Annotated in this window: 19 protein-coding genes and 1 riboswitch; of the genes, 11 read left to right on the top strand and 8 right to left on the bottom strand. The window is 54.0% G+C overall.

Annotated elements, in window-relative coordinates; genetic code table 11:
• Positions 1 to 19: 19 nt before the first annotated feature.
• Complete coding sequence (locus tag AC6I8W_RS13940) at positions 20 to 1021, bottom strand: IS110 family RNA-guided transposase (protein WP_497835483.1); 1002 nt, start codon at positions 1019 to 1021, stop codon at positions 20 to 22.
• A 429-nt stretch (positions 1022 to 1450) separates the two neighbouring features.
• Between AC6I8W_RS13940 and AC6I8W_RS13945 the strand changes: the two genes are divergently transcribed.
• The 4 genes from AC6I8W_RS13945 (at position 1451) to AC6I8W_RS13960 (ending at position 6125) form a co-directional block, all read left to right on the top strand.
• Positions 1451 to 2461 carry a Zn-dependent oxidoreductase gene (locus tag AC6I8W_RS13945; protein ID WP_497838193.1) on the top strand — a complete coding sequence of 337 codons (1011 nt, stop codon included), beginning with the start codon at positions 1451 to 1453 and terminating at the stop codon, positions 2459 to 2461.
• Between the two features lie 80 nt (positions 2462 to 2541).
• Positions 2542 to 3825 (top strand): MFS transporter, encoded by a 1284-nt coding sequence (locus AC6I8W_RS13950; RefSeq protein ID WP_497835497.1) that lies wholly within the window; start codon positions 2542 to 2544, stop codon positions 3823 to 3825.
• 52 nt (positions 3826 to 3877) lie between these two features.
• Positions 3878 to 5338 carry a mannitol dehydrogenase family protein gene (locus AC6I8W_RS13955; RefSeq protein WP_497835498.1) on the top strand — a complete coding sequence of 487 codons (1461 nt, stop codon included), beginning with the start codon at positions 3878 to 3880 and terminating at the stop codon, positions 5336 to 5338.
• A gap of 100 nt (positions 5339 to 5438) precedes the next feature.
• The gene (locus AC6I8W_RS13960) at positions 5439 to 6125 is read left to right on the top strand and encodes a GntR family transcriptional regulator (RefSeq protein WP_497835499.1); all 687 of its coding nucleotides are present in this window, start codon (positions 5439 to 5441) and stop codon (positions 6123 to 6125) included.
• A gap of 95 nt (positions 6126 to 6220) precedes the next feature.
• Here AC6I8W_RS13960 and fbaB read toward each other — a convergent pair whose 3' ends face one another.
• The 4 genes from fbaB to AC6I8W_RS13980 form a co-directional block, all read right to left on the bottom strand.
• On the bottom strand, positions 6221 to 7273 hold the full coding sequence (gene fbaB / locus AC6I8W_RS13965; RefSeq protein WP_013509773.1) for a class I fructose-bisphosphate aldolase: 1053 nt from the start codon (positions 7271 to 7273) through the stop codon (positions 6221 to 6223).
• A gap of 147 nt (positions 7274 to 7420) precedes the next feature.
• Positions 7421 to 8221: a bifunctional hydroxymethylpyrimidine kinase/phosphomethylpyrimidine kinase gene (gene thiD, locus AC6I8W_RS13970; RefSeq protein WP_480364546.1), complete on the bottom strand. Its 801-nt coding sequence runs from the start codon at positions 8219 to 8221 to the stop codon at positions 7421 to 7423.
• Complete coding sequence (gene thiM, locus AC6I8W_RS13975; RefSeq protein ID WP_497835500.1) at positions 8218 to 9003, bottom strand: hydroxyethylthiazole kinase; 786 nt, start codon at positions 9001 to 9003, stop codon at positions 8218 to 8220. Before thiM ends, thiD begins: the two co-directional genes overlap by 4 nt.
• A 33-nt stretch (positions 9004 to 9036) precedes the next feature.
• Positions 9037 to 9128: riboswitch (TPP riboswitch) on the bottom strand.
• A 133-nt stretch (positions 9129 to 9261) separates the two neighbouring features.
• A complete protein-coding gene (locus tag AC6I8W_RS13980; protein WP_497835501.1) occupies positions 9262 to 9450 on the bottom strand; it encodes a DUF3606 domain-containing protein in 189 nt (62 codons plus the stop codon).
• Between the two features lie 490 nt (positions 9451 to 9940).
• Between AC6I8W_RS13980 and chiP the strand changes: the two genes are divergently transcribed.
• The 3 genes from chiP (at position 9941) to AC6I8W_RS13995 (ending at position 14591) form a co-directional block, all read left to right on the top strand.
• Positions 9941 to 11338, top strand: a complete 1398-nt coding sequence (chiP, locus tag AC6I8W_RS13985) for a chitoporin ChiP (RefSeq protein ID WP_497835502.1) — start codon at positions 9941 to 9943, stop codon at positions 11336 to 11338.
• Between the two features lie 51 nt (positions 11339 to 11389).
• Entirely contained in the window at positions 11390 to 14053 is a 2664-nt protein-coding gene (locus AC6I8W_RS13990; RefSeq protein ID WP_497835503.1) for a beta-N-acetylhexosaminidase, read from the top strand.
• A 334-nt stretch (positions 14054 to 14387) separates the two neighbouring features.
• The gene (locus AC6I8W_RS13995) at positions 14388 to 14591 is read left to right on the top strand and encodes a hypothetical protein (protein WP_480364568.1); all 204 of its coding nucleotides are present in this window, start codon (positions 14388 to 14390) and stop codon (positions 14589 to 14591) included.
• 54 nt (positions 14592 to 14645) lie between these two features.
• Here the strand turns inward: AC6I8W_RS13995 and ahpF are convergent, their stop codons facing one another.
• Together ahpF and ahpC are read right to left on the bottom strand one after the other, a co-directional pair.
• Entirely contained in the window at positions 14646 to 16214 is a 1569-nt protein-coding gene (gene ahpF / locus AC6I8W_RS14000; protein ID WP_497835504.1) for an alkyl hydroperoxide reductase subunit F, read from the bottom strand.
• A 78-nt stretch (positions 16215 to 16292) separates the two neighbouring features.
• On the bottom strand, positions 16293 to 16856 hold the full coding sequence (gene ahpC / locus AC6I8W_RS14005; RefSeq protein ID WP_013509781.1) for an alkyl hydroperoxide reductase subunit C: 564 nt from the start codon (positions 16854 to 16856) through the stop codon (positions 16293 to 16295).
• 225 nt (positions 16857 to 17081) lie between these two features.
• On the opposite strand from ahpC, the gene AC6I8W_RS14010 reads away from it, so the two are divergent.
• Positions 17082 to 17525: a GNAT family N-acetyltransferase gene (locus tag AC6I8W_RS14010; protein ID WP_497835505.1), complete on the top strand. Its 444-nt coding sequence runs from the start codon at positions 17082 to 17084 to the stop codon at positions 17523 to 17525.
• Positions 17526 to 17529: 4 nt separating this feature from the next.
• Here AC6I8W_RS14010 and apbC read toward each other — a convergent pair whose 3' ends face one another.
• The gene (gene apbC, locus AC6I8W_RS14015; RefSeq protein WP_497835506.1) at positions 17530 to 18642 is read right to left on the bottom strand and encodes an iron-sulfur cluster carrier protein ApbC; all 1113 of its coding nucleotides are present in this window, start codon (positions 18640 to 18642) and stop codon (positions 17530 to 17532) included.
• A 153-nt stretch (positions 18643 to 18795) separates the two neighbouring features.
• On the opposite strand from apbC, the gene metG reads away from it, so the two are divergent.
• The 3 genes from metG to AC6I8W_RS14030 all read left to right on the top strand — a co-directional run bounded on the left by metG (position 18796) and on the right by AC6I8W_RS14030 (position 22048).
• A complete protein-coding gene (gene metG, locus AC6I8W_RS14020; RefSeq protein WP_497835507.1) occupies positions 18796 to 20829 on the top strand; it encodes a methionine--tRNA ligase in 2034 nt (677 codons plus the stop codon).
• 141 nt (positions 20830 to 20970) lie between these two features.
• The gene (locus AC6I8W_RS14025; RefSeq protein WP_497835508.1) at positions 20971 to 21363 is read left to right on the top strand and encodes a CidA/LrgA family protein; all 393 of its coding nucleotides are present in this window, start codon (positions 20971 to 20973) and stop codon (positions 21361 to 21363) included.
• Positions 21356 to 22048 (top strand): CidB/LrgB family autolysis modulator, encoded by a 693-nt coding sequence (locus AC6I8W_RS14030; protein ID WP_497835509.1) that lies wholly within the window; start codon positions 21356 to 21358, stop codon positions 22046 to 22048. Before AC6I8W_RS14025 ends, AC6I8W_RS14030 begins: the two co-directional genes overlap by 8 nt.
• Positions 22049 to 22065 lie beyond the last annotated feature (17 nt).

Genomic DNA, 22065 nt, shown 5'->3' on the forward strand with positions numbered 1-22065 from the left:
CTTCCCCGTAGATACTCTGTTAAGCATCAACACTTTCCCGATGCTTGGTACTAAAAAGTCTCGCTGAATCAAAATCCTGACCGTGCTTTATACAGCTCCATAAGCCGGTCAGGTATTTCCGCATTACTGCGCATATCGCCTGGATTTTCTTCTTACCTCTTTTTATCAGCCCCTGATAAAACATCGCGGCGCGGGGTTCATGCTGCGCAGCACTCAGCGCGGCCATATACAGCGCCCTACGCAGATGACCGTTGCCCGCTTTACCCAGACGTCCCGGACGGTTCACGCTGCTGCCCGACTGGCTCTGCCTCACATGCAGGCCCGCATGACGGCTTACCTGATTTGCCTTCATATCCCGGGGCAGCAGGCTCAGCTCGCCCAGTACAGTAATGGCCGTTGTCTCTCCGACGCCTTTGGCTGAACACAGGCACATGAACGCCGCTTTCAGGGCGCTATTTTTCGCGATGATTTTCAGCGCCAGCGCGTGCAGCTTCTCTACCTTACGGCTGTAATATTCCACGTCTTCTTCTTCCAGCTCCAGCAGGACATCGGCAGTTCCGGCGCGGGTTTCCAGCGCATGAAGACGGTTTTTTGAACGTGTCCGGGACTGAACGGCTCGCGTCATCATGCGGGCGATATCGCGCAACGCCATGCAGTCATCATCCGGAGCCTGCCAGAGTGCAGGCCTCATGCTTTCTCCATATTCAGCCAGCAGTACCGCATCACGGGCGTCAGTTTTGGCAGCGTTCAGGCGCATGGCGGCATAGTGGTGATAACTGGCGGGATTAATGACGCAGACGGGCAGCCCGGCACGGACAAGAGCCACCGCAAGGTCAAAATGGTAGACACCGGTTGCTTCCATAACGATGCGTTCGGGGGACAGCGATATCAGCTTTTTCGCAAAAGCCTGATAGTCCTCAGGTGTCTGATTAAGCTCAGAAACCAGCGTTGTTTTACCGTTAACGCGTACGGCAAAGGTAAAGGTTCTGGCAGAAATATCGATCCCGGCAAAACAGGTCATGTGGCCTCCGGAAGGCAAAATAGCGTAAACTGTTAACCGGTTCCCGACCTCGTCATCTGAGATTGTTCAGCCTGCCTTGTAATGCGAAGTCAGTCTCGCGAGAGAAAGCTTCCTGGTACTCTTCGGCCTGAACAAGGAGGCGGGAGCCACTCTACGTACGAAGTCACTGTAAAAGCTGCTTCCAGCGGCGCACGGCTTCCCGGTTATCAGAACTGATTTCAGGGAAATCATAATCTGACCCTCCAAACATACAAGCGGCGCGATAAATCGCGCCGCTACACCTCGATCCATCCTTTCCCGACCTGTGACCTTGTTCACAACTCCGTAACGTCGACTTGTATGGTAGTATTTGCAAGCGTATTTTTTCATCATTGATTTCCCGATTAAGGCCTCTCGAGCGCGAACAGCGTCAGAGAGCAAGGAGCTATGATGAAAAGTGTGGTGATTGAACAACCGGGTGAGTTGGTGTTGGCAGATCGTCCCTTATCGCAACCCGCTGCCGGTGAAGTCCGTGTGAAAGTCCAGTTTGCCAGCATCTGTGGTTCAGATGTGCATATCTGGCACGGCCACAATCCTTTCGCCAAATATCCCCGTGTTATCGGCCACGAATTCTTTGGCTTAATCGATGCCGTCGGCGAAGGCGTGGATAAACAGCGTATTGGTGAACGCGTCGCGGTCGATCCGGTGGTCAGTTGCGGTCACTGCTATCCCTGCTCAATTGGTCGCCCCAATGTTTGCAAAGCGCTTCAGGTGATTGGCGTTCATCGTGATGGTGGTTTCAGCGAGTTCGCTGTCGCCCCGGCGAAAAACGCCTTCCGTCTGCCTGACACGATTCCCGATAAGTTCGCCAGCATGGTTGAACCCTTCACCATCGCCGCCAACATCACCGCGTTCCTTAAACCACAACCACAGGATGTGGCGCTGATATACGGTGCCGGTCCGATGGGCCTGACCGCGATTCAGGTGCTGAAAGGCGTCTATGGCGTTGAACACGTGTTGGTGGTTGATCGTCTGCCGGAACGACTGCTGCTGGCACAACAAAATGGTGCCGACCAGGTATTCAACAACAGCGAGATCCCACTGGCTGCGCAGCTGGAAGGCGTACAGCCAACACTGATCATCGATGCCGCCTGCCATCCCAGCATTTTGGCAGAAGCGGCCGCCCTCGCCTCGCCAGCCGCGCGCATCGGCTTGCTGGGTTTCTCCGGCGAACCGTGCAGCATCACGCAGCAAAGCCTGACCAGTAAAGAGCTGTCGCTGTTCACCTCGCGTCTGAACAGCAACCGTTTCCCGCAGGTGATTGAGTGGATGGAGAGAGGCCAGATCCAGCCAGAGAAGTTGGTGACGCACTACTTCCCGCTGGTGGAGATTGAGCGAGCCATGACGTTGTTCGAAAAAGACCCACGCACCTGCTGCAAAGTCATTCTGCACATGGGTTGAGTTAACCTTCACACCAGGTGTCCTCGTGCCGGTGCGTACCCGCCGGCAACAATACAATAAAGTAAGATGTCGGAGTTTCTATGTTAAAGAATCTGCGCTGGACCCTCGTACTGCTGTTATTTCTGGTTTATATGATCAACTACCTCGATCGTATTGCCCTGTCCCTGACCGTACCGCTGGTGGAAAAAGATCTGATGATCAATGCTGAACAGTTCGGCATGATTTTCGGCAGCTTCTTCTTCGGCTATGCGCTGTTTAACTTTATTGGTGGTCTCGCCACCGATAAATTTGGCCCGACCATCGTGCTCGGCACTGCCGTCGGCATGTGGTCGCTGTTCTGTGGCATGACGGCGCTCGCCACTGGCTTCTGGTCGATGATGATTCTGCGCGTGCTGTTCGGTATGGCTGAAGGCCCGATCTGCGCCTCGGCCAACAAAGCCATCAACGGCTGGTTCCCGAAAAAACAGGCTGCCACCGCTATGGGCCTGCTGAGTGCCGGTTCGCCACTGGGTGGCGCAGTCGCCGGTCCGATTGTCGGTTATCTGGCGCTGTCATTCGGCTGGCGTCCCGCTTTCGTGGCAATTTGCCTGATTGGCCTGGTGTGGATGGCAATCTGGTTCTTCTTTGCCGCTGACAACCCGGCGAAAAGCAAACGCGTATCACCTGAAGAACGCGCGCTGGTGGAACAACTGAAAGCGGAGCAGCCCAGAGAAGAAACCGATCTGTCCGGTGCCGCCCACGGTATGGGTTACTACCTGCGTCAACCGATCATCCTGGTCACCGCCTTCGCTTTCTTCTGCTACAACTACATCCTGTTCTTCTTCCTGAGCTGGTTCCCGGCTTATCTGGTGCAGGCGCATGGTCTGGATATTAAAGCCATGAGTATCACCACCATGATCCCGTGGATTGTCGGTTTCGTCGGCCTGGCGTTAGGGGGTTGGATCTCCGATAAGATCTTCAATATTACCGGTAAGTTACTGTTGTCGCGTAAAATTGTGCTGGTGGTCTCACTGCTGGCAGCGGCAATTTGTGTCGCGCTAGCCGGTACGATAAAAGAGGTGAATTCAGCGGTGATCATGATGTCGATCTCTATCTTCTTCCTCTACATCACCGGCGCAATTTACTGGGCGATTATTCAGGATGTGGTGCACAAAAGCCGTGTCGGCAGCATCAGCGGCTTTATTCATCTGGTGGGTAGCCTGTCGGGCATCATCGGCCCCATCGTCACTGGTTTTATCGTCCAGCATACTGGCAAGTTTGATAGCGCCTTCATTCTGGCAGGCATTGTCGCCGGTGTTGGCGCGTTGCTGGTAATGTTTGTTATCCGCAGCCCAAAAACCAGTAACAAACCGGTCTCTGCCTAAAAATTGACCATTACGGGGTGGCTCCCCACCCTGTTTGCTAAAAGGAATAATTATGTTAGAGATTGGCAGGCTTCCCGCCGAGGTACAGCGACCAAAATATGATCGCAGCCAGTTGAAAACCCGCATGGTCCACATCGGCTTTGGTGCCTTTCATCGTGCTCATCAGGCACTGGCGACTGACAAGCTGGCGGATCAGGGCAGCGACTGGGGCTATTGCGAGGTGAACCTCAACAGCGGCGCGCTGATTCAGGCACTGCGCCAACAGGATTTGCTCTACACCCTGACTGAAATGGCTGACGATAGCCTGCACACACGAGTGATTGGTGTGGTGACTGCCGCGCTGCACGGTAAAGGGGACGGGATTGACGCGGTCATTGAAGCGATGAGTCAGCCAGATGTGGCGATTGTCTCAATGACCGTCACCGAAAAAGGCTACTGCCACCTGCCCGCCAGCGGTAATCTCAACCCGGATCATCCCGATATCGTGCACGACCTGGCACATCCGCAGGATCCGCACTCTTTACCCGGCCTGATTCTGGCCGCAATTATTCGCCGTCGCGAACGCCATCTGCCGCCCTTTAGCGTGATGTCCTGCGACAACATGCCAGAGAATGGCCATGTGACACGCAACGTGATCGTCCAGCTGGCGGAGCGGCACAGCGCTGAACTGGCGGAGTGGATCAAGGGCCATATCACCTTCCCTTCCACCATGGTGGACCGTATCGTCCCGGCGATGACCGATGAGGCCTTTGCTACGTTGGCGGCTCGGCTGGGCAGTCAGGATCCGGTGGCGGTGGAAGCCGAACCCTTTTTCCAGTGGGTGATCGAGGATAACTTTGTCAGTGGCCGCCCGGCATGGGAAAACGCCGGGGCTGAGCTGGTGCGAGATGTGCTACCGTTCGAAGAGATGAAGTTGCGTATGCTGAATGGCAGCCACTCTTTCCTCGCTTACCTCGGTTATCTGGCGGGCTATGAACATATCAGCGATTGCATGGCGGATGCCCATTACCGCCGCGCCGCCCGCGCACTGATGATGCAGGATCAGGCACCGACGCTGCGTACCACAGGGGTTGATCTGGCTGCCTATGCCGATTCGTTGATCGCCCGTTACGAAAACCGCGCCATCAAGCATCGTACGTATCAGATCGCCACTGACGGCACGCAAAAGCTGCCGCAGCGCATGCTGGATAGTGTGCGCTGGCATCTGCGTAATGGCTCCGACTGTGACTTTTTGCTATTGGGGGTGGCAGGCTGGATGCGCTATGTCAGCGGCATTGATGAACACGGCCAGCCGATTGAGATTCGCGACCCGCTGAAAGAGGAACTGGCGCGCATTGTGGCGACCAGTGATGAGGGCGCACCACGCGTTCGCGCCTTGCTGGGACTGCAAGCCGTGTTCGGCGATGATTTACTGCAACACGCGGGCTTCGTGACACGGGTGACGCAACTTTATCAGCAACTGTGTGCCGAAGGGGCACGTGCCACGGTGCAGGCTCTCACCCGTCAGGGTTAACGCCTGCAACAAACTGGTAGCGCAGATGCAGCGTGCTGATTAGACTGAATCTTTCCCATAAGGGCTGGTGCATACCAGCCATAAATACGGATATTGCTGCATGTCGATTGCCTATACCATCACCACCAGCGAACCGGTGAACCAGCAGATTTATCGCTATCTGCGCCGGGACATCGTCACCTGCGCCATTCATCCTGGCTCGCTGCTGTCGGAAAAAGAGGTTTCTGCGCGCTTTAACGTCTCACGTCAGCCGGTGCGCGAAGCCTTTATTAAGCTGGCTGAAGCCGGCCTGGTGCAGGTATTGCCGCAGCGTGGCACCTTTGTGCGTAAGATCTCTGCTCAGCGCGTCGCCGATGGCCGTTTTATCCGCGAAGCGGTGGAAATTGCCGTGGTACGCCGAGCCGCGCAGGAGATTGCTCCGGTCGCCCTGATGGCGCTGGAGCATAATCTCCAGTTGCAACGTTTAGCGGCGGAACGCCATGACAGCCAGGCATTTCTGGCCCTCGACGATGAATTCCATCGCCTGATTGCGGAAAGTATTAACTGTCTGCTGGCCTGGGAGACGGTGGAAAACATCAAAGCGACCATGGACCGCGTGCGCTTCCTGACGCTGAGTGAAGTTTCTCCACCGGAGAATTTGATTCAACAACATGAAGAGATTTATGCGGCACTGAAGGCGCATGACGTCGAAGCCGCTGAATCAGCGATGCGCCGCCATTTGCAGGAGATGATTATGACCATCACGCCGATTGCGGAACGCAATAGCGAGTGGTTTGAATCACCTTAAGCCACGTGATGTACCGTAGCGGCGCGATTTATCGCGCTGTTTTTTGCGGCATCGCACACGGGATTGCGCGATAAATCGCGCCGCTACGGATTTAATTATGCAATCGTCACATCCTTGGACAGATACACATCCTGCACCGCATTAATCAACTCCACGCCCTCTTTCAGCGATTTCTTGAATGCCTTACGTCCCAGAATCAGCCCCATGCCACCCGCGCGTTTGTTAATCACCGCCGTGCGCACCGACTCGGCCACATCGGTCGCTCCTGCCGCCGCACCGCCAGAGTTAATTAACCCGGCACGGCCCATATAGCAGTTTGCCAGTTGGTAGCGCACCAGGTCGATGGGGTTTTCCGTGGTCAACTTGCTGTAGACACGCTCATCGGTGTGGCCGAAGTTCACTGCGGTGTAACCGCCATTATTCTCCGCCATTTTCTGCTTCACGATATCTGCGCCAATGGTGGCGGCCAGATGGTTGGCCTGGCCGGTTAAATCGGCACTGGCATGGTAATCCACGCCATCTTTCTTAAAGCCGTTATTGCGCAGGTAGGCCCACAGCACCGTCACCATGCCCAGTTCATGCGCACGTTCAAACGCGGCGGAGATTTCTTCAATCTGCCGACGCGATTGCTCAGAGCCAAAGTAGATGGTAGCCCCGACCGCAATGGCACCCATATTGAACGCCTGCTCGACGCTGGCGTACAGCGTCTGGTCGTATTGCGTCGGATAGCTCAGCGTCTCATTGTGGTTCAGCTTCACCATAAATGGGATTCTGTGCGCATAACGCCGCGCAACCGAGGCCAGTACGCCATAGGTCGAGGCAACGCAGTTGCAGCCCGCTTCAATTGCCAGCTCAACAATATTTTTCGGGTCGAAGTAGTGGGGATTGGCAGCAAACGAGGCCCCAGCGGAATGCTCGACACCCTGATCCACTGGCAGAATCGACAGATAACCGGTGCCCGCCAGGCGGCCGGTGTTGTACAGCGTTTGCATATTACGTAATACCACAGGAGAACGATTGTTATCGGTCATAACGCGATCAACATAATCCGCGCCCGGTAAATAAAGGCTTTCCGCTGGAATGGTCATACAGCGATGTTGAAGAAGGCTATCCGCTTCTTTGCCCAATAACTGAACGATGTCCGTCATACTGACTCCTGATAAATGGCTGGATTGGAACCGGCACCTGCCGATTCGCCCCCAACAGCCTGGACCGGGATCCGCCAGGCTGGCAAATTGCTGACTCCATTTTTCAGACAGATGCGCAGGCAAAAAATGGCAATTCGGCGTTACGCCCTACCACCACCGATGAAAATGGTGCACCGGCCCAATACCTTTCCCTACCTCCAGAGAATCCGCATGCAATAGCGCCTGTTGCAACCACGCTTTGGCCTCGGACAATGTCGCCGCCCAGTCATCATGGCGCGGACGCAATGCCGCCAGCGCGGCCGACAGTGAACAACCGGTGCCGTGCGTGTGGCGAGTGTTGACGCGCGGTGCGGTAAAACGCTGGCGTCCGTTGCGAGTGATAAGCCAGTCGGGACTTTCCGCATCACTCAGATGTCCCCCCTTCATCAGTACCGCTTCACAGCCGAGATCGAGCAACGCATCACCCTGCATCAGCATCGTCTTCTCATCCTGCGCCACGCTGCGGCCAAGCAGTGCCGCCGCTTCCGGCAAGTTTGGCGTGATCAGCGAAACCTGTGGCAACAACAGCTCGCGCAGACTGGCGATAGCGTCGGGTGACAACAAAGCATCACCACTTTTCGCAATCATCACGGTATCCAAAACCACGAACGGCAGGCTGGCACGCTTCAGCTTGTCAGCAACAATTTCCACCACCGCCGTTTCCGCCAGCATGCCGATTTTCGCGCTGTCGATACGCACATCGTCGAGTACCGAATCCAGCTGCGCCCCGACAAAATCAGGTTCGATACGATAGACCGACTGCACGCCACAGGTATTCTGGGCCACCAGCGCAGTGATCACGCTGGTGCCGTAGGCGCCCAGCGCGGAGAAAGCTTTGAGATCAGCCTGAATCCCTGCGCCACCGCTCGGATCGGTTCCGGCAATGGTCAACGCGTTGATGCGTTTCATGGTGCCACCTCCAGCGTCCACAACGCATCAAGAAAAGCGGCCACAAAGCTGCCTGGCCCCGGCGCCTGACGCGCCGCCCTTTCGCCAGCCAGCGACATGACACGACAGGCGGCCGCCACATGTTGCAGACGTTCTCCCGGCAGGCTGGCAAACGCCGCTACCACTGCCGACAACGCGCAGCCTGTCCCCACCACGCGTGTCATCAGCGGACTACCACCGGGGATGGCAAAAGTTTGCTGGCCATCGGTGACGTAATCCACTTCTCCGGTGACCGCCACAATGCTGTGGTATTCACGTGCCAGTTGTTGTGCGGCACTGATCGCGGCATCGGCCTGATGCACACTGTCCACACCACGCCCGCCTGCCGCCTGATTCGCGAGGGCAAGGATCTCCGACGCATTGCCACGAATCGCCGCCGGTTGCTGATTTAATAGTTGCTGGCAAAATTCGGTGCGCAGGGTTAATGCACCGACTGCGACCGGGTCGAGCGTCCAGGGGGTAGCGGCACGATTTGCCACCTCAACCGCAGCCAGCATGGCGATGCTGCGCTCGCGTGTCAGGGTGCCAACGTTAATCAGCAGCGCATCGGCAAAACTGCTGAACTGCGCGGCCTCGTCAGCGTCGATCACCATGGCAGGTGAGGCCCGCAGCGCCAACAACACATTGGCGGTAAAGGTCTGCACCACGTCATTGGTCATGCAGTGCACTAACGGTGCATGCTGATGAAGTAATTGAAGCGATTGCGCGAGCTGCGCGGGGGAAAGAAGGTCAGGTTGTTTCATAAGGCTCCCAACCGGCGATCAAGAAGGCGAATGCGGTCAGGCATCTGACTTCCCTACGCTGGCATTAATCCAGATCAGGTTCGAAGGGTATTTCTCAGCCGTGAACGGCACCCCTAGTCATTGATAAATCGTTAACGTACCCATCGTGCAGGTCGCTCACCGGATCATAAGGGAGTTGCTCAGCACTGTAAACCGTCGGACCTACAGCAATAAAAAACCCCGCAGAACGGGGTTAGTCAGATACCGGGTACAGGCAATTTATTTACGCAGATACTGATTCAGATACTGCTTAACTTTCTCAGTGCCATTACCTACGTTGGCAACGGCAGTGCGTAATTGTGTCGCGCTGACCTCCAGGGTATGCGTCCAATACTCAACTTCCCAGGTTTCACTGAGACTAATAAAGCGTTTGTCTTCCGGTTGTTTTCTCTTTAAATCATCAGCCATTTTGCAGCTCCTGAGGTTAATTCTGAAAACATGACTATCGCTTCTTAAGGAGAGTAACTGGTTAGCTTTACCGAAGGACGTTAGTAGTTCGATGACAGCGTACCGCCTCCCGCTTAAGTCCAGGAGCCAGCACAATGCTGGCTACCGGAAAAAATCCTAGCCAAATTGGTTGATGAGATCAAGGTATAGTGACTATACCAAAGAACAACAGAGTAAAACTTTTCAACCACACTTCATGGCTGAACGTTGTCTTACCTTTTTTGTAAATCAGCAGGATTAATGACTGAGCAACAAATAATCACCAAAAAAACAACAAACATAAATATATGATATAAAACAATAAAATTCTTATTTTGCGTTCTGCATCATAAATCGTACTCAACAAGATTGATAATTCGCGCCGCAAAAAATAGCATCTCACCACTGGTTACATGAAGTAACAGTTACAAATACGCATCATCATAACTGGAATTATCACGGAGGATTCATTATGCATCGGACTGTGCGCACGTCTTTATCTTCAGCTATTGCGGCTACGTTGCTCGCCACATCGTTTGTCCCTGTCGCCCCAGCTCTGGCAGCAGGCTTCATTGATGATTCATCCCTCACCGGTGGCCTCTATTACTGGCAACGCCAGCGTGATCGTAAAGAGATGGACCCACAACACGGTCAGTACGGCCAATATGATGCCAATCTGCATCATGCGACAGGCAATGCCAGCCTCGATTTTTCGTCTGGCTACCTGGCAAACTTTATCGGTCTTGACCTCGCTGCTTTTGGTGCGTTGGAGCTGACTAACGGCGGCCCGGCCGCACCCAACGAAATTGGTTTCAGTGACGCCAGCAACCGCTGGGATGAAAAATGGACCGGCGACAAAAGCGGTGTCAGCCTGTACAAAGCCGCGCTAAAAACCCAATGGCAGGATTACTGGCTGCGTGCCGGTTATCTGCAACCCACCGGTCAGACGCTACTGGCACCACACTGGAGCTTCCTGCCGGGAACGTATCGGGGAGTGGAAGCCGGAACTACTTATGATTTTAATGATGCAGGAGCACTCTCCTTCTCATGGATGTGGACCGATCATTACAAAGCCCCCTGGTATCAGCATATGTACAACTTCCGTAAAGCGGACGGCACCACGAGTATTCCGTGGCTGCAATCTTTCGGCGCGAAGTACGATTTTAAAAACAGCCTGGTGTTGGAGGGGGCGTACGGCCAGGCCGCTGATTACATGGACCAATACTTCGCAAAAGCGTCGTATCAACTGCCGTTGGCGGGTTCACCGCTACGCACCAGTTATCAATTTTATGGTGCGCAGGATCGCGAAGGTGGAGGCACCGGCAACGTCAATAACGTCTATGACGGTTTAGCCTGGCTACAGGCGATGACGCTCGGCTATACCCTTGGTGCATTTGATTTCCGCCTGGAAGGTACTTGGGTGAAAGCCGAAGGTAATCAGGGCTTCTTTTTACAACGTATGACCCCCTCTTACGCCAGCTCCAATGGCCGTATGGACGTATGGTGGGATTCACGTTCGGACTGGAATGCCAACGGCGAAAAAGCGGTGTTTGCCGGTGTGATGGTAGACCTCGGCAACTGGCAATTGCCAGGCTGGCAAGCGGGTGGCTCCTATGCTTATGGCTGGGATGCCAGGCCTTCCACTAATCCCATATACAACCAGCAGCAGCGGCTGACAGAATCCGCCTGGAGCCTTGACCTGGTGTACACCTTGCAGGAAACACGCGCCAAAGGTACGCAGTTTAAATTGCATTACACCCAATATGACAACCACAGCAACCTGCCCAGCTACAGCGGTGGCTACGGCAACATCTTTCAGGATGAGAAAGACATCAAATTTATGGTCATCGCACCCTTTACCATTTTCTGACCCTGAGTGGGCTGCCACCCGCATTTGCCATCCATGCATAAGGATAACCGCATGAAAAAGTTTCAGTTAAGCCTGCTGGCACTCAGCATGATGGGCATCACCGCCTGTAGTGCCGTGCCACAAAACCAGCAACAGGTCGTGGATCAAATCAGCCAGTTTGGCGTGCAGTACCAGGTCACGGATAACCAGGCCGCCAGCCACGGCGTGGATTGCGCCCAGCTTGGCGCTGACTGGGCATCGTGTAACCGGGCAACGATCAAGCTAACTAACCATGGCCCGGCGATTACCAGCAAAAACTGGGCAATTTATATGAGCAACGTGCACGAGACCCTGCGCGTTGATAACGACCAGTTTAAGATGACGCACATCGTCGGTGATTTAACCCGTCTGGAACCCACCGACAAATTCACCGGCTTTGCCGCCGGGGCAACGGTGGAGATTCCTATCGTTAATGAATACTGGCAGCTGTTTATCACCGATGTGATGCCACGCTGGTACGTCACCGCAGAAGGCGCATCACCCAAGATTATCACCAGCACCAACACAGAAAATTTAACTGATTTTGTGCTGCCGTTTGGCGACCAATGGAAACGTACCGCAGAAGACAAAAACGTGCTGATGCAGCCAGTCAGTCGCTTTGAGAAAAATGCCGATATTAACCTGCTGGCTGCGGCTTCGCTGCGTGGGCAAATTACGCCTACACCACGCTCAGTGAAAATCCATGCCGCTGATGTCGATCTGAGCCAGGGTGTTACCCTCCGGCTTGATGCCCTGACGGTGAACCAGGCTGCAGCGGTTCAGCAACGCTTTGCCCTGTTGGGTATTAAGTCGAATCCAACAGGCTATGACATAGCGACACACATTGAGACCCGTCACTTTGGAGGGGAGGAGGCGGTGTCGGGGGCTTATCAGTTAAACATCACTCCACGTGGCACCGATATTATCGGCTATGATGCTGCGGGTGTTTTCTATGGACTGATGTCGCTGTTATCGCTGGTGCCCGCTGAAGGTAAACCCGTCATCGCCACCCTGGAAGCACAGGATGCGCCGCGCTTTGCCTACCGTGGCGCATTCCTCGATGTCGCGCGTAACTTCCACAGTAAAGAAGCGGTACTGGCTATGCTGGACCAGATGGCCGCATGGAAGATGAACAAGTTCCATTTCCATCTGAGTGACGATGAAGGGTGGCGCATTGAAATCCCCGGTCTGCCGGAGCTGACCGACGTCGGCAGTAAACGCTGCCACGATCTGGACGAGCAACGCTGCCTGGTGCCGCAACTGGGGTCCGGTCCATTTAGCGATAATAGTGGCAGCGGTTATTTCAGCCGTGCCGACTATATCGACATCGTGAGGTACGCCCAGGCACGCAATATCGAGGTCATCCCGGAAATTGATATGCCTGCCCATGCCCGTGCCGCAGTGATCGCCATGGAAGCACGCTATAACACCCTGATGAAAGCAGGGAAACCCCGTGAGGCAAGCGAATTCCGCCTGGTTGACCCTACAGACACCTCCAACACCACGTCAGTACAGCTGTACGATCGCACCAGTTATCTCAATCCTTGCCTCGACTCTTCCCAGCGTTTTGTTGATAAGGTGATCGGCGAGATCCAGCGGATGCATCGCGAAGCCGGCCAACCGCTGACCACCTGGCATTTTGGCGGCGATGAAGCGAAAAACATTCGCCTTGGCGCGGGTTATACCGACAGCAAAAATCCGGAAACCGGTAAAGGCATTCTCGACCAGAGCAAAGAGGATAAACCCTGGGCGAAATCTCAGGTTTGCCAGGCACTGGTGAAATCCGGCAAGGTGCAGGATCTGGAACATCTGCCGAGCCACTTCGCGCTGGAGGTCAGCCAGTTGGTGAAAGCGCACGGTATCCCGGTGATGCAGGCATGGCAGGATGGACTGAAAGACGCGGCCAACGCCCAGGCCTTTGCCACTTCCCGCACCCGCGTGAATTTCTGGGATACCCTGTACTGGGGTGGATTCGATAGCGCCAACGACTGGACGCAGAAAAATTACGATGTGATCATCTCCAATCCGGATTACGTCTACATGGATTTCCCGTATGAGGTCAATCCGCTGGAACGCGGCTATTACTGGGGCACCCGTTTCAGTGATGAGCGCAAGATGTTCAGTTTTGCACCTGATAATCTACCGCAAAATGCCGAAACCTCGGTTGACCGCGACGGCAACGCTTTCGCCACCACCTCGGAGAAACCCTGGGGTGGTGCATATGGCCTCTCTGCCCAGTTGTGGAGTGAAACCGTACGTACCGATCAGCAGATGGAATATATGATTTTTCCACGTCTGTTATCGGTGGCCGAGCGGGGCTGGCATCGCGCCAACTGGGAGCTGGATTATCAGCAAGGCCGCAACTTTAAAGGCGGCGAAACCCATCACGTTAACCAGCGGCAACTCAATCGCGACTGGCAACGCTTTGCCAACCTGCTGGGACAACGTGAACTGGGCAAAATGGATAAGGCCGGTATTCATTACCGTCTGCCGGTGCCCGGTGCAAGAATTGTCGAGGGTAAGCTGGAAATGAATGTCGCCCTACCCGGTTTGCCGCTGCAATACAGCCTTGATAACGGCAACAACTGGCTGGATTATCACCCACAAGTGCATCCTGAGGTTGCCGTTAACGACAAGGTGATGGTTCGTAGCCTGAGTCCGGACGGTAAGCGGACAAGTCGCGAAGAAGCGCTGTAATCATCAAATTGCGCTGGATCAATTCAGGCCAGAAATCAACAGATCTGCCATAACTGTTCCAGCGCAAATTATCTCTCATTCCATAATAAATAGTAAAAGATGTAGCGCAATAAATTAACCAATAAGGGTTAGATAAATTAAATAATTAAAATAGCGAAGATCAAAATAGTTCGCAGGCACAAACCAGACCGACTGCTATATTTTTATTTTTAAATAACAAATAATAACGAAATGAGATCGACATCACTGTAAGTTGATTAATATCAAATCACCACAGGGTAAAAAACGGCCTAATTTCGCTCCGGACTAATGACTTATAATTCCGGCAGATAATATGAAAATAAAATTATTCAGTTTTATTCCGCATGCACATAAATGGCGCAATATTACGGTTTCGCGTAAAGGCGCAGTTTCACCCTCTGGTCGTCATTACCATTCAACCCATATCCAGGCACACTGCAAAGGATGTGGCGAACGTATTCACCGTATTTATTATCGCGATATTAGCGATGCGGAAGCGCGCCGCTGGCTGGGATAAAAAAAGCCCCACAACACAGGTTGCGGGGCGGTTGCGTGGCTATCGCAAGAAAACTTATTCAGCCGGTTTAGTACGGATCAGATAATCAAAAGCGCTCAGTGACGCTTTCGCCCCTTCACCGCTGGCAATGATGATCTGCTTGTACGGCACCGTGGTGCAGTCGCCCGCAGCGAATACGCCTTTCAGGCTGGTTTCGCATTTGGCATCGATAATAATCTCACCCATACGGTTGCGTTCAACCGCACCTTCCAGCCAGGTGGTATTGGGCAGCAGACCGATCTGGACAAAGATGCCGCTGAGGGCAATTTCATGGCTGGTCTGAGTGTTACGATCAATATACGTCAGGCCGGTCACTTTGCTGCCATCGCCTTTCACTTCGGTGGTCTGTGCGTTAAGGATCACATCCACGTTTTTCAGGCTGCGCAGTTTGTCCTGCAACACTTTGTCAGCACGCATCTCGCTGGCGAATTCCAGCAGCGTTACATGTTCCACGATACCTGCAAGGTCAATCGCCGCTTCAACACCGGAGTTACCCCCGCCGATGACTGCAGTGCGCTTACCTTTAAACAACGGGCCGTCACAGTGCGGGCAATAAGTTACGCCTTTGGTGCGATACGCTTCTTCACCCGGCACGCCCATGTTGCGCCAACGGGCACCGGTGGCCAGGATAATGCTGCGTGATTTCAGCACTGCGCCGGATGCGGTTTCAATCGCATGCAGGCCACCTTCTTTGGCGGCAGGGATCAGCTTGATCGCGCTCTGCGTGTCGATAACATCCACATCGTAATCATCAACGTGAGCACGCAACGAACCGGCCAGTTTCGCACCTTCGGTTTTCGGCACAGAAATGTAGTTTTCGATGTCGACAGTATCCAACACCTGACCACCAAAACGCTCACCCATCAGGCCTGTGCGGATGCCTTTACGCGCCGAGTAAATCGCCGCCGCTGCACCCGCCGGACCGCTACCAATGATCAGCACTTCATAGGCATCACGTTTGTTCAGTTCTTCCGCTGCGCGTTTATCAGCGTTGATATCAACTTTGCCAACGATCTCCGCCAGGCTCATGCGACCCTGACCGAACTCTTTGCCGTTCAGGTAAACAGCCGGTACGCCCATCACGTTGCGATCGGTGATTTCATTCTGGAACATGCCACCGTCAATCGCGGTGTGGCTGACGTTCGGGTTGAGAATCGCCATCAGGTTCAGCGCCTGCACCACGTCCGGGCAGTTGTGGCATGACAGAGAATAATAAGTTTCGAAATGGAACTCGCCTTCCAGAGTGGCAACCTGATCCAGCAGGCTTTGCGCTTCTTTGGAAGGGTGTCCACCGGTCTGGAGTAAAGCCAGTACCAGTGAAGTAAATTCGTGGCCCATCGGTGAACCGGCAAAACGCGGTCCGCTGTGGCTGCCAGGGTTAGTAATCAGGAACGACGGTTTGCGTACCGGACGATCGTTCTCTTCGCGGAAACTGACTTTATCAGACAGGCTCGCGATATCTGCCAGCAGGGTCCGAATCTCTGTAGATTTGGCGCCATCATCCAGTGTGGCAATTAACTCAACCGGTTTCGTTAATTTCTCAAGGTACGCCTTGAGTTGGGTTTTTAAATTGGTGTCGAGCATAATAAGTTCCTGTTGCTGGTCGAAAAATCGGGTGCCGTAGCACCCGATTGGAGAAAAATCGAAGAGCTGGAGGGTTGCTTAGATTTTGCCAACCAGGTCCAGTGACGGAGCCAGAGTCGCGTCGCCTTCTTGCCATTTAGCCGGGCACACTTCACCTGGGTGAGAAGCGACGTACTGAGCCGCTTTCACTTTACGCAGCAGGTCAGATGCATCACGACCAATGCCTTCTGCGGTGATTTCGATAGCCTGGATGATACCTTCCGGGTCAACGATGAAGGTACCGCGATCTGCCAGACCTTCTGCTTCACGCATGATTTCGAAGTTACGGGTCAGTGCGCCAGTCGGATCGCCGATCATCGCGTATTTGATTTTCGCGATGGTTTCAGAAGAACCGTGCCAGGCTTTGTGGGTAAAGTGGGTGTCGGTAGAAACAGAGTAGATATCTACGCCCAGTTTCTGGAATTCTTCGTGATGATCAGCCACGTCGCCCAGTTCGGTCGGGCAAACGAAGGTAAAGTCAGCTGGGTAGAAGAAGAAAACACTCCATTTACCCTCAACGTCTTTCTCGGTTACGTCGATAAATTCGCCGTTTTTGAATGCTGCGTTTTTGAACGGTTTAATTTTGGTGTTAATGATAGACATCGGGTGACCTCCGTTAAAAGATGTGATGCAGGTTACATAATTTTCGGGCCAACATCTAATATGCAGCCGTTATCAATTGGATAAACAAAAGCTATCAAACGCGGTAAGGCCCGAAGGATGCGGCCTGCCGCGGCATTCTACACAGAAATTACCTTGATTTAACGTGGTTTATCTTTTTACCGCATCGCTGCTACTTTTGAGGTAATCGCCTGCTGGAGTTTATCTGTGCTTATTCGATTTTTTCAGGAAGCTGATCGTCCTTTTCTGCGCACGCTATTTCTCGCGGCACGCCGGTCCAACTGGACCTGGCTCAAGGGCGATGACTGGCAATTGGAAGATTTTGACCGGGTGATCCTCGGTGAGACCGTGCTGGTGGCCGAGGTGGATGGTCATCGCGCAGGTTTTGCCGGGATACTGGATAATGATAATTTCCTGCACAGCCTGTATGTCGACCCAGCCTTTCAGGGGATGGGTGTAGGCAGTGCGCTGCTGAAAGCGGCACAGGCGCGTTTTACCGGCACCGGTGCGTTGAAATGTCTGCTGTTGAATCTGCCCGCGCAACGTTTTTATCTGCAACATGGCTGGCAAAAGGTGGCGCAGGGTGAAAGCGAACAGGGGAAATACCTGTTGATGCACTATCCGCTGGCGACACGCACCAGCGGATCCTAAGCGATCACACAGCGCGGAAGGCAATATCAGCGGGGATCACTTCTCCCTGCCAATAAAGCTGGGCGGCAACACGGCCTGCCAGTTGACGATACAATAGGGTAAATTCGCTGTTGGGACGACGAATCACCGTGGGTTCACCATCATCCAAATCCTCGCGCAAATTAATATGCAGTGGCAACTGGGCCAGCAGACGGGTGTTGTAGTCCTGCGCCAGCTTTTGCGCACCGCCAGTGCCAAAGATCGGCTCATGATGACCGCATTCGCTACAAATATGAATGCTCATATTCTCCACCACGCCAAGTACCGGCACGTTGACCTTTTCGAACATTACAATCCCTTTACGTGCATCAATCAGCGCAATGTCCTGCGGCGTAGTGACCACCAGCGCGCCAGTGACGGGCACGTTTTGCGCCAGCGTCAGCTGGATGTCGCCAGTGCCGGGTGGCATATCAAGCACCAAATAATCCAGATCCGGCCACAGGGTTTCATTCAACAGCTGCATCAGCGCCTTGCTGGCCATTGGGCCACGCCACACCATCGCGTTATCATCCGTCACCAGATAGCCAATGGAGTTGGTTGCCAGCCCGTACGCCATAATCGGTGCCATATGGGTGCCGTCTGGAGAGGTAGGCCGTTGGTTTTCGGTGCCGAGCATATTGGGAATCGACGGACCGTAAATATCCGCATCCAGGATACCGACGCGCGCCCCTTCTGCCGCCAGTGCCAGCGCCATATTCACCGCTGTGCTTGATTTGCCCACCCCCCCTTTACCAGAGCTGACGGCAATGATGTTTTTCACTCCGGTGGCACCGGGATGATTCTTCACCCGCTTCAGTGTGGCGATATCGTGACGCAGCCGCCAGTCAATGGCGCTGGCATGAGTCAGCCGCAACAATTCGCCACTGGTTTGTGCTTTTAACTCTTCGAACGCGCTGACCCAGGCGAAAGGCATCACCAGCTCAAGATGAAGTTTGCCATCCAATAAGGCCACGTGGCGCAGCGCTTTCAGCGTCGTAAGATTGTGTTGCAATGTCGGGTGTTCAAAACCACTCAGCACGCCCATCACCACGGCGCGCAGGGCCTCGGGTGAATATTGTTCCTGGGATAGTGAAGTCATCCCCGCTCCTTACTCTTTATTCTGGCGCTGAATTTCAGCGATGTGTTTTCAATAATATCAGATGGGCGCTAAATGTGACCGTAGTTGTCCCCAGAGAGTGCTTCGGTTAACATCTTAAGCCCGATTTTTCATTTACAGAAAGCTACGCAAATTATGACTCAAGTCGCTAAAAAAATTCTGGTAACGTGCGCGCTGCCATACGCGAACGGATCAATCCATCTCGGCCACATGCTCGAGCATATCCAGGCAGACATTTGGGTGCGTTACCAGCGAATGCGTGGCAATCAGGTTTACTTCATCTGCGCAGACGACGCGCACGGCACGCCGATCATGCTGAAAGCGCAGCAGCTCGGTATTGCGCCTGAGCAGATGATTGCTGAGATGAAGCAGGAGCACGAAACCGACTTTGCCGGCTTCGACATCAGCTATGACAACTATCACTCGACGCACGGTGATGAGAACCGCCAGCTGTCGGAGCTGATTTATGGCCGTCTGAAAGAGAACGGCTTCATTAAAAACCGCACCATTTCCCAACTGTACGATCCGGAAAAAGGCATGTTTTTGCCCGATCGTTTCGTCAAAGGCACCTGCCCGAAATGTAAATCGCCGGATCAGTATGGCGACAACTGTGAAGTGTGTGGCGCGACCTATAGCCCGACGGAATTGATCGAGCCGAAATCCGTGGTCTCAGGTGCGACACCGGTGATGCGTGATTCCGAGCACTTCTTCTTTGATCTGCCGTCGTTCAGCGAAATGTTGCAGGCATGGACCCGTTCTGGCGCATTGCAGGAACAGGTGGCGAACAAAATGCAGGAGTGGTTCGAATCTGGCCTGCAACAATGGGACATCTCGCGCGATGCGCCGTATTTCGGCTTCGAAATTCCCGATGCACCAGGTAAATACTTCTACGTGTGGCTTGATGCGCCCATCGGCTATATGGGTTCATTTAAAAACCTGTGTGACAAGCGCGGCAATATCGATTTTGACGAGTTCTGGAAGAAAGATTCCACCACCGAGCTGTATCACTTTATCGGCAAAGACATCGTCTATTTCCACAGCCTGTTCTGGCCAGCGATGCTGGAAGGTAGCCAGTACCGCAAGCCAACCAACCTGTTCGTGCACGGCTATGTGACGGTGAATGGTGCGAAGATGTCGAAATCACGCGGCACCTTTATCAAAGCCAGCACCTGGTTGCAGCACCTGGATGCCGACAGCCTGCGTTATTACTATGCAGCGAAGCTCTCGTCACGTATCGACGATATCGACCTGAACCTGGAAGATTTCGTGCAGCGCGTCAACGCAGACATCGTCAACAAGGTGGTGAACCTGGCGTCACGCAATGCGGGCTTCCTGACCAAACGCTTTGGTGGAAAACTGTCGGCTGAACTGGCCGATCCGGCCCTGTATCAAACCTTTGTCGATGCCTCTGAGAAGATCGGCGAAGCCTGGGCCAGCCGCGAATATAACCGCGCGATCCGTGAAATCATGGCGCTGGCCGATCTCGCCAACCGTTATGTGGATGAGCAGGCCCCGTGGGTGGTGGCGAAAGAGGAAGGTCGTGATGCTGACCTGCAAGCCATCTGCTCAATGGGTATCAACCTGTTCCGCGTACTGATGACCTGGCTGAAACCGGTGCTGCCGTCGCTGAGTGCACGCGCAGAGGCCTTCCTGCAAAGCGAACTGAGCTGGGATGCGATCCAGCGACCGTTGTTGGATCACAACGTGGCACCGTTCAAAGCGCTGTACGGCCGCATTGAGATGGCAAAAGTTGACGCGTTGGTAGAAGCATCAAAAGAAGACGCTGCTGCAGCCAACAAACCGGCTGTAACGGGTCCCCTGGCGGATGCACCGATTGGTGAGGCCATCACCATTGATGATTTCGCCAAAGTCGATATGCGCGTGGCGTTGATCGAGAAGGCCGAGCTGGTAGAAGGTTCGGATAAACTGCTACGCCTGGAGCTGGATCTCGGTGGTGAGAAGCGCCAGATTTTCTCGGGCATTCGCGCCGCCTATCCGGATCCGTCGGTACTGGTCGGCAAGATGACCATCATCGTTGCTAACCTGGCACCACGTAAGATGCGCTTTGGTGTATCGGAAGGGATGGTGCTGTCAGCCGGACCGGGCGGCAAAGACCTGTTTGTGTTGTCGGTGGATAGTGGCGCACAACCAGGCATGCCGGTGAAATAAAACACTGAACCGCCCTCTTGGGCGGTTCTTCCCCACTGTAGCCGCGCGATTTATCGCGCGGCTACACACTCCATTATGTGATCGCTGGCACGCTAAGCGCTTAATGCGTATGATGAAGCCCTGAGAAAACAGGAGCCTGTCATGCCCACCGTGCTGTCTGTCTGCTGGCGCTATTTACGTGCCTTTGTCATTATTTACGCTGCTCTTTATGCCGGAATCGGCATTGCTGCCCTTCTCCCGATCACCATTCCCGGTAGCATCATTGGCATGCTGCTATTATTTGTCTTGCTGGCACTGCAAATTTTGCCGGTTGACTGGGTCAAACCCGGCTGCCATTTAATGATTCGCTACATGGCGTTGTTGTTTGTACCGATCAGCGTTGGCGTAATGGGCTATACCGATATCCTGACTGCCCAATTCGGTCCGATTGTTGTTTCCTGTCTGATCAGTACCTTCCTGGTGTTGGTGGTGGTGAGTTTGAGCGCTGAACGGATGCAACGCCCGAAAGCGTTGAAGGGGTCGGACGATGAGTGATATCTGGTGGTCACTGCCCCTCACCCTCGCAGCCTATTTCATGGCTCGCAAGCTGGCGGCGAAAATCAACATTTCCATCATCAACCCCCTGCTGGTGGCGATGGCGATTGTCATCCCTATTTTGTTACTCACCCATATGCCCTATGCGCGTTACTTCGCAGGCAGTGCCCTGCTGAATCAACTGTTACAACCGGCCGTGGTTGCGCTGGCGTTGCCGTTGTATGAGCAGATGCATCAAATCCGCGCACGCTGGAAAACCATTATCAGCGTCTGTTTTATTGGCAGTTTGACTGCCATGATTTCCGGTACAGCCATTGCCTTATGGCTGGGAGCCACACCGGAAATCGCTGCCACCATTATGCCGAAATCGGTCACCACGCCGATTGCCATGGCGGTTTCCGGCTCATTGCATGGCATTCCCGCCATCAGCGCCATCTGCGTACTTATCGCTGGCGTGCTGGGTGCGGTGTTCGGCCATATGCTGCTGAATGTGTTAAAGGTAAAAAGCAAGGCATCACGGGGGCTCGCCATCGGCAATGCCTCGCATGCGCTGGGCACCGCACGGGCGGCAGAAATTGACTATCAGGAGGGTGCCTTCAGTTCTCTGGCGTTGGTGATCTGCGGCATTATTACCTCATTACTGGCACCGTTCCTGTACCCGGTCCTGATGCACTGGCTGGGATGAAACTTGCGAGAGATCTC

Source organism: Pantoea sp. X-Soil-TKNS-1211 (genome assembly GCF_059730495.1).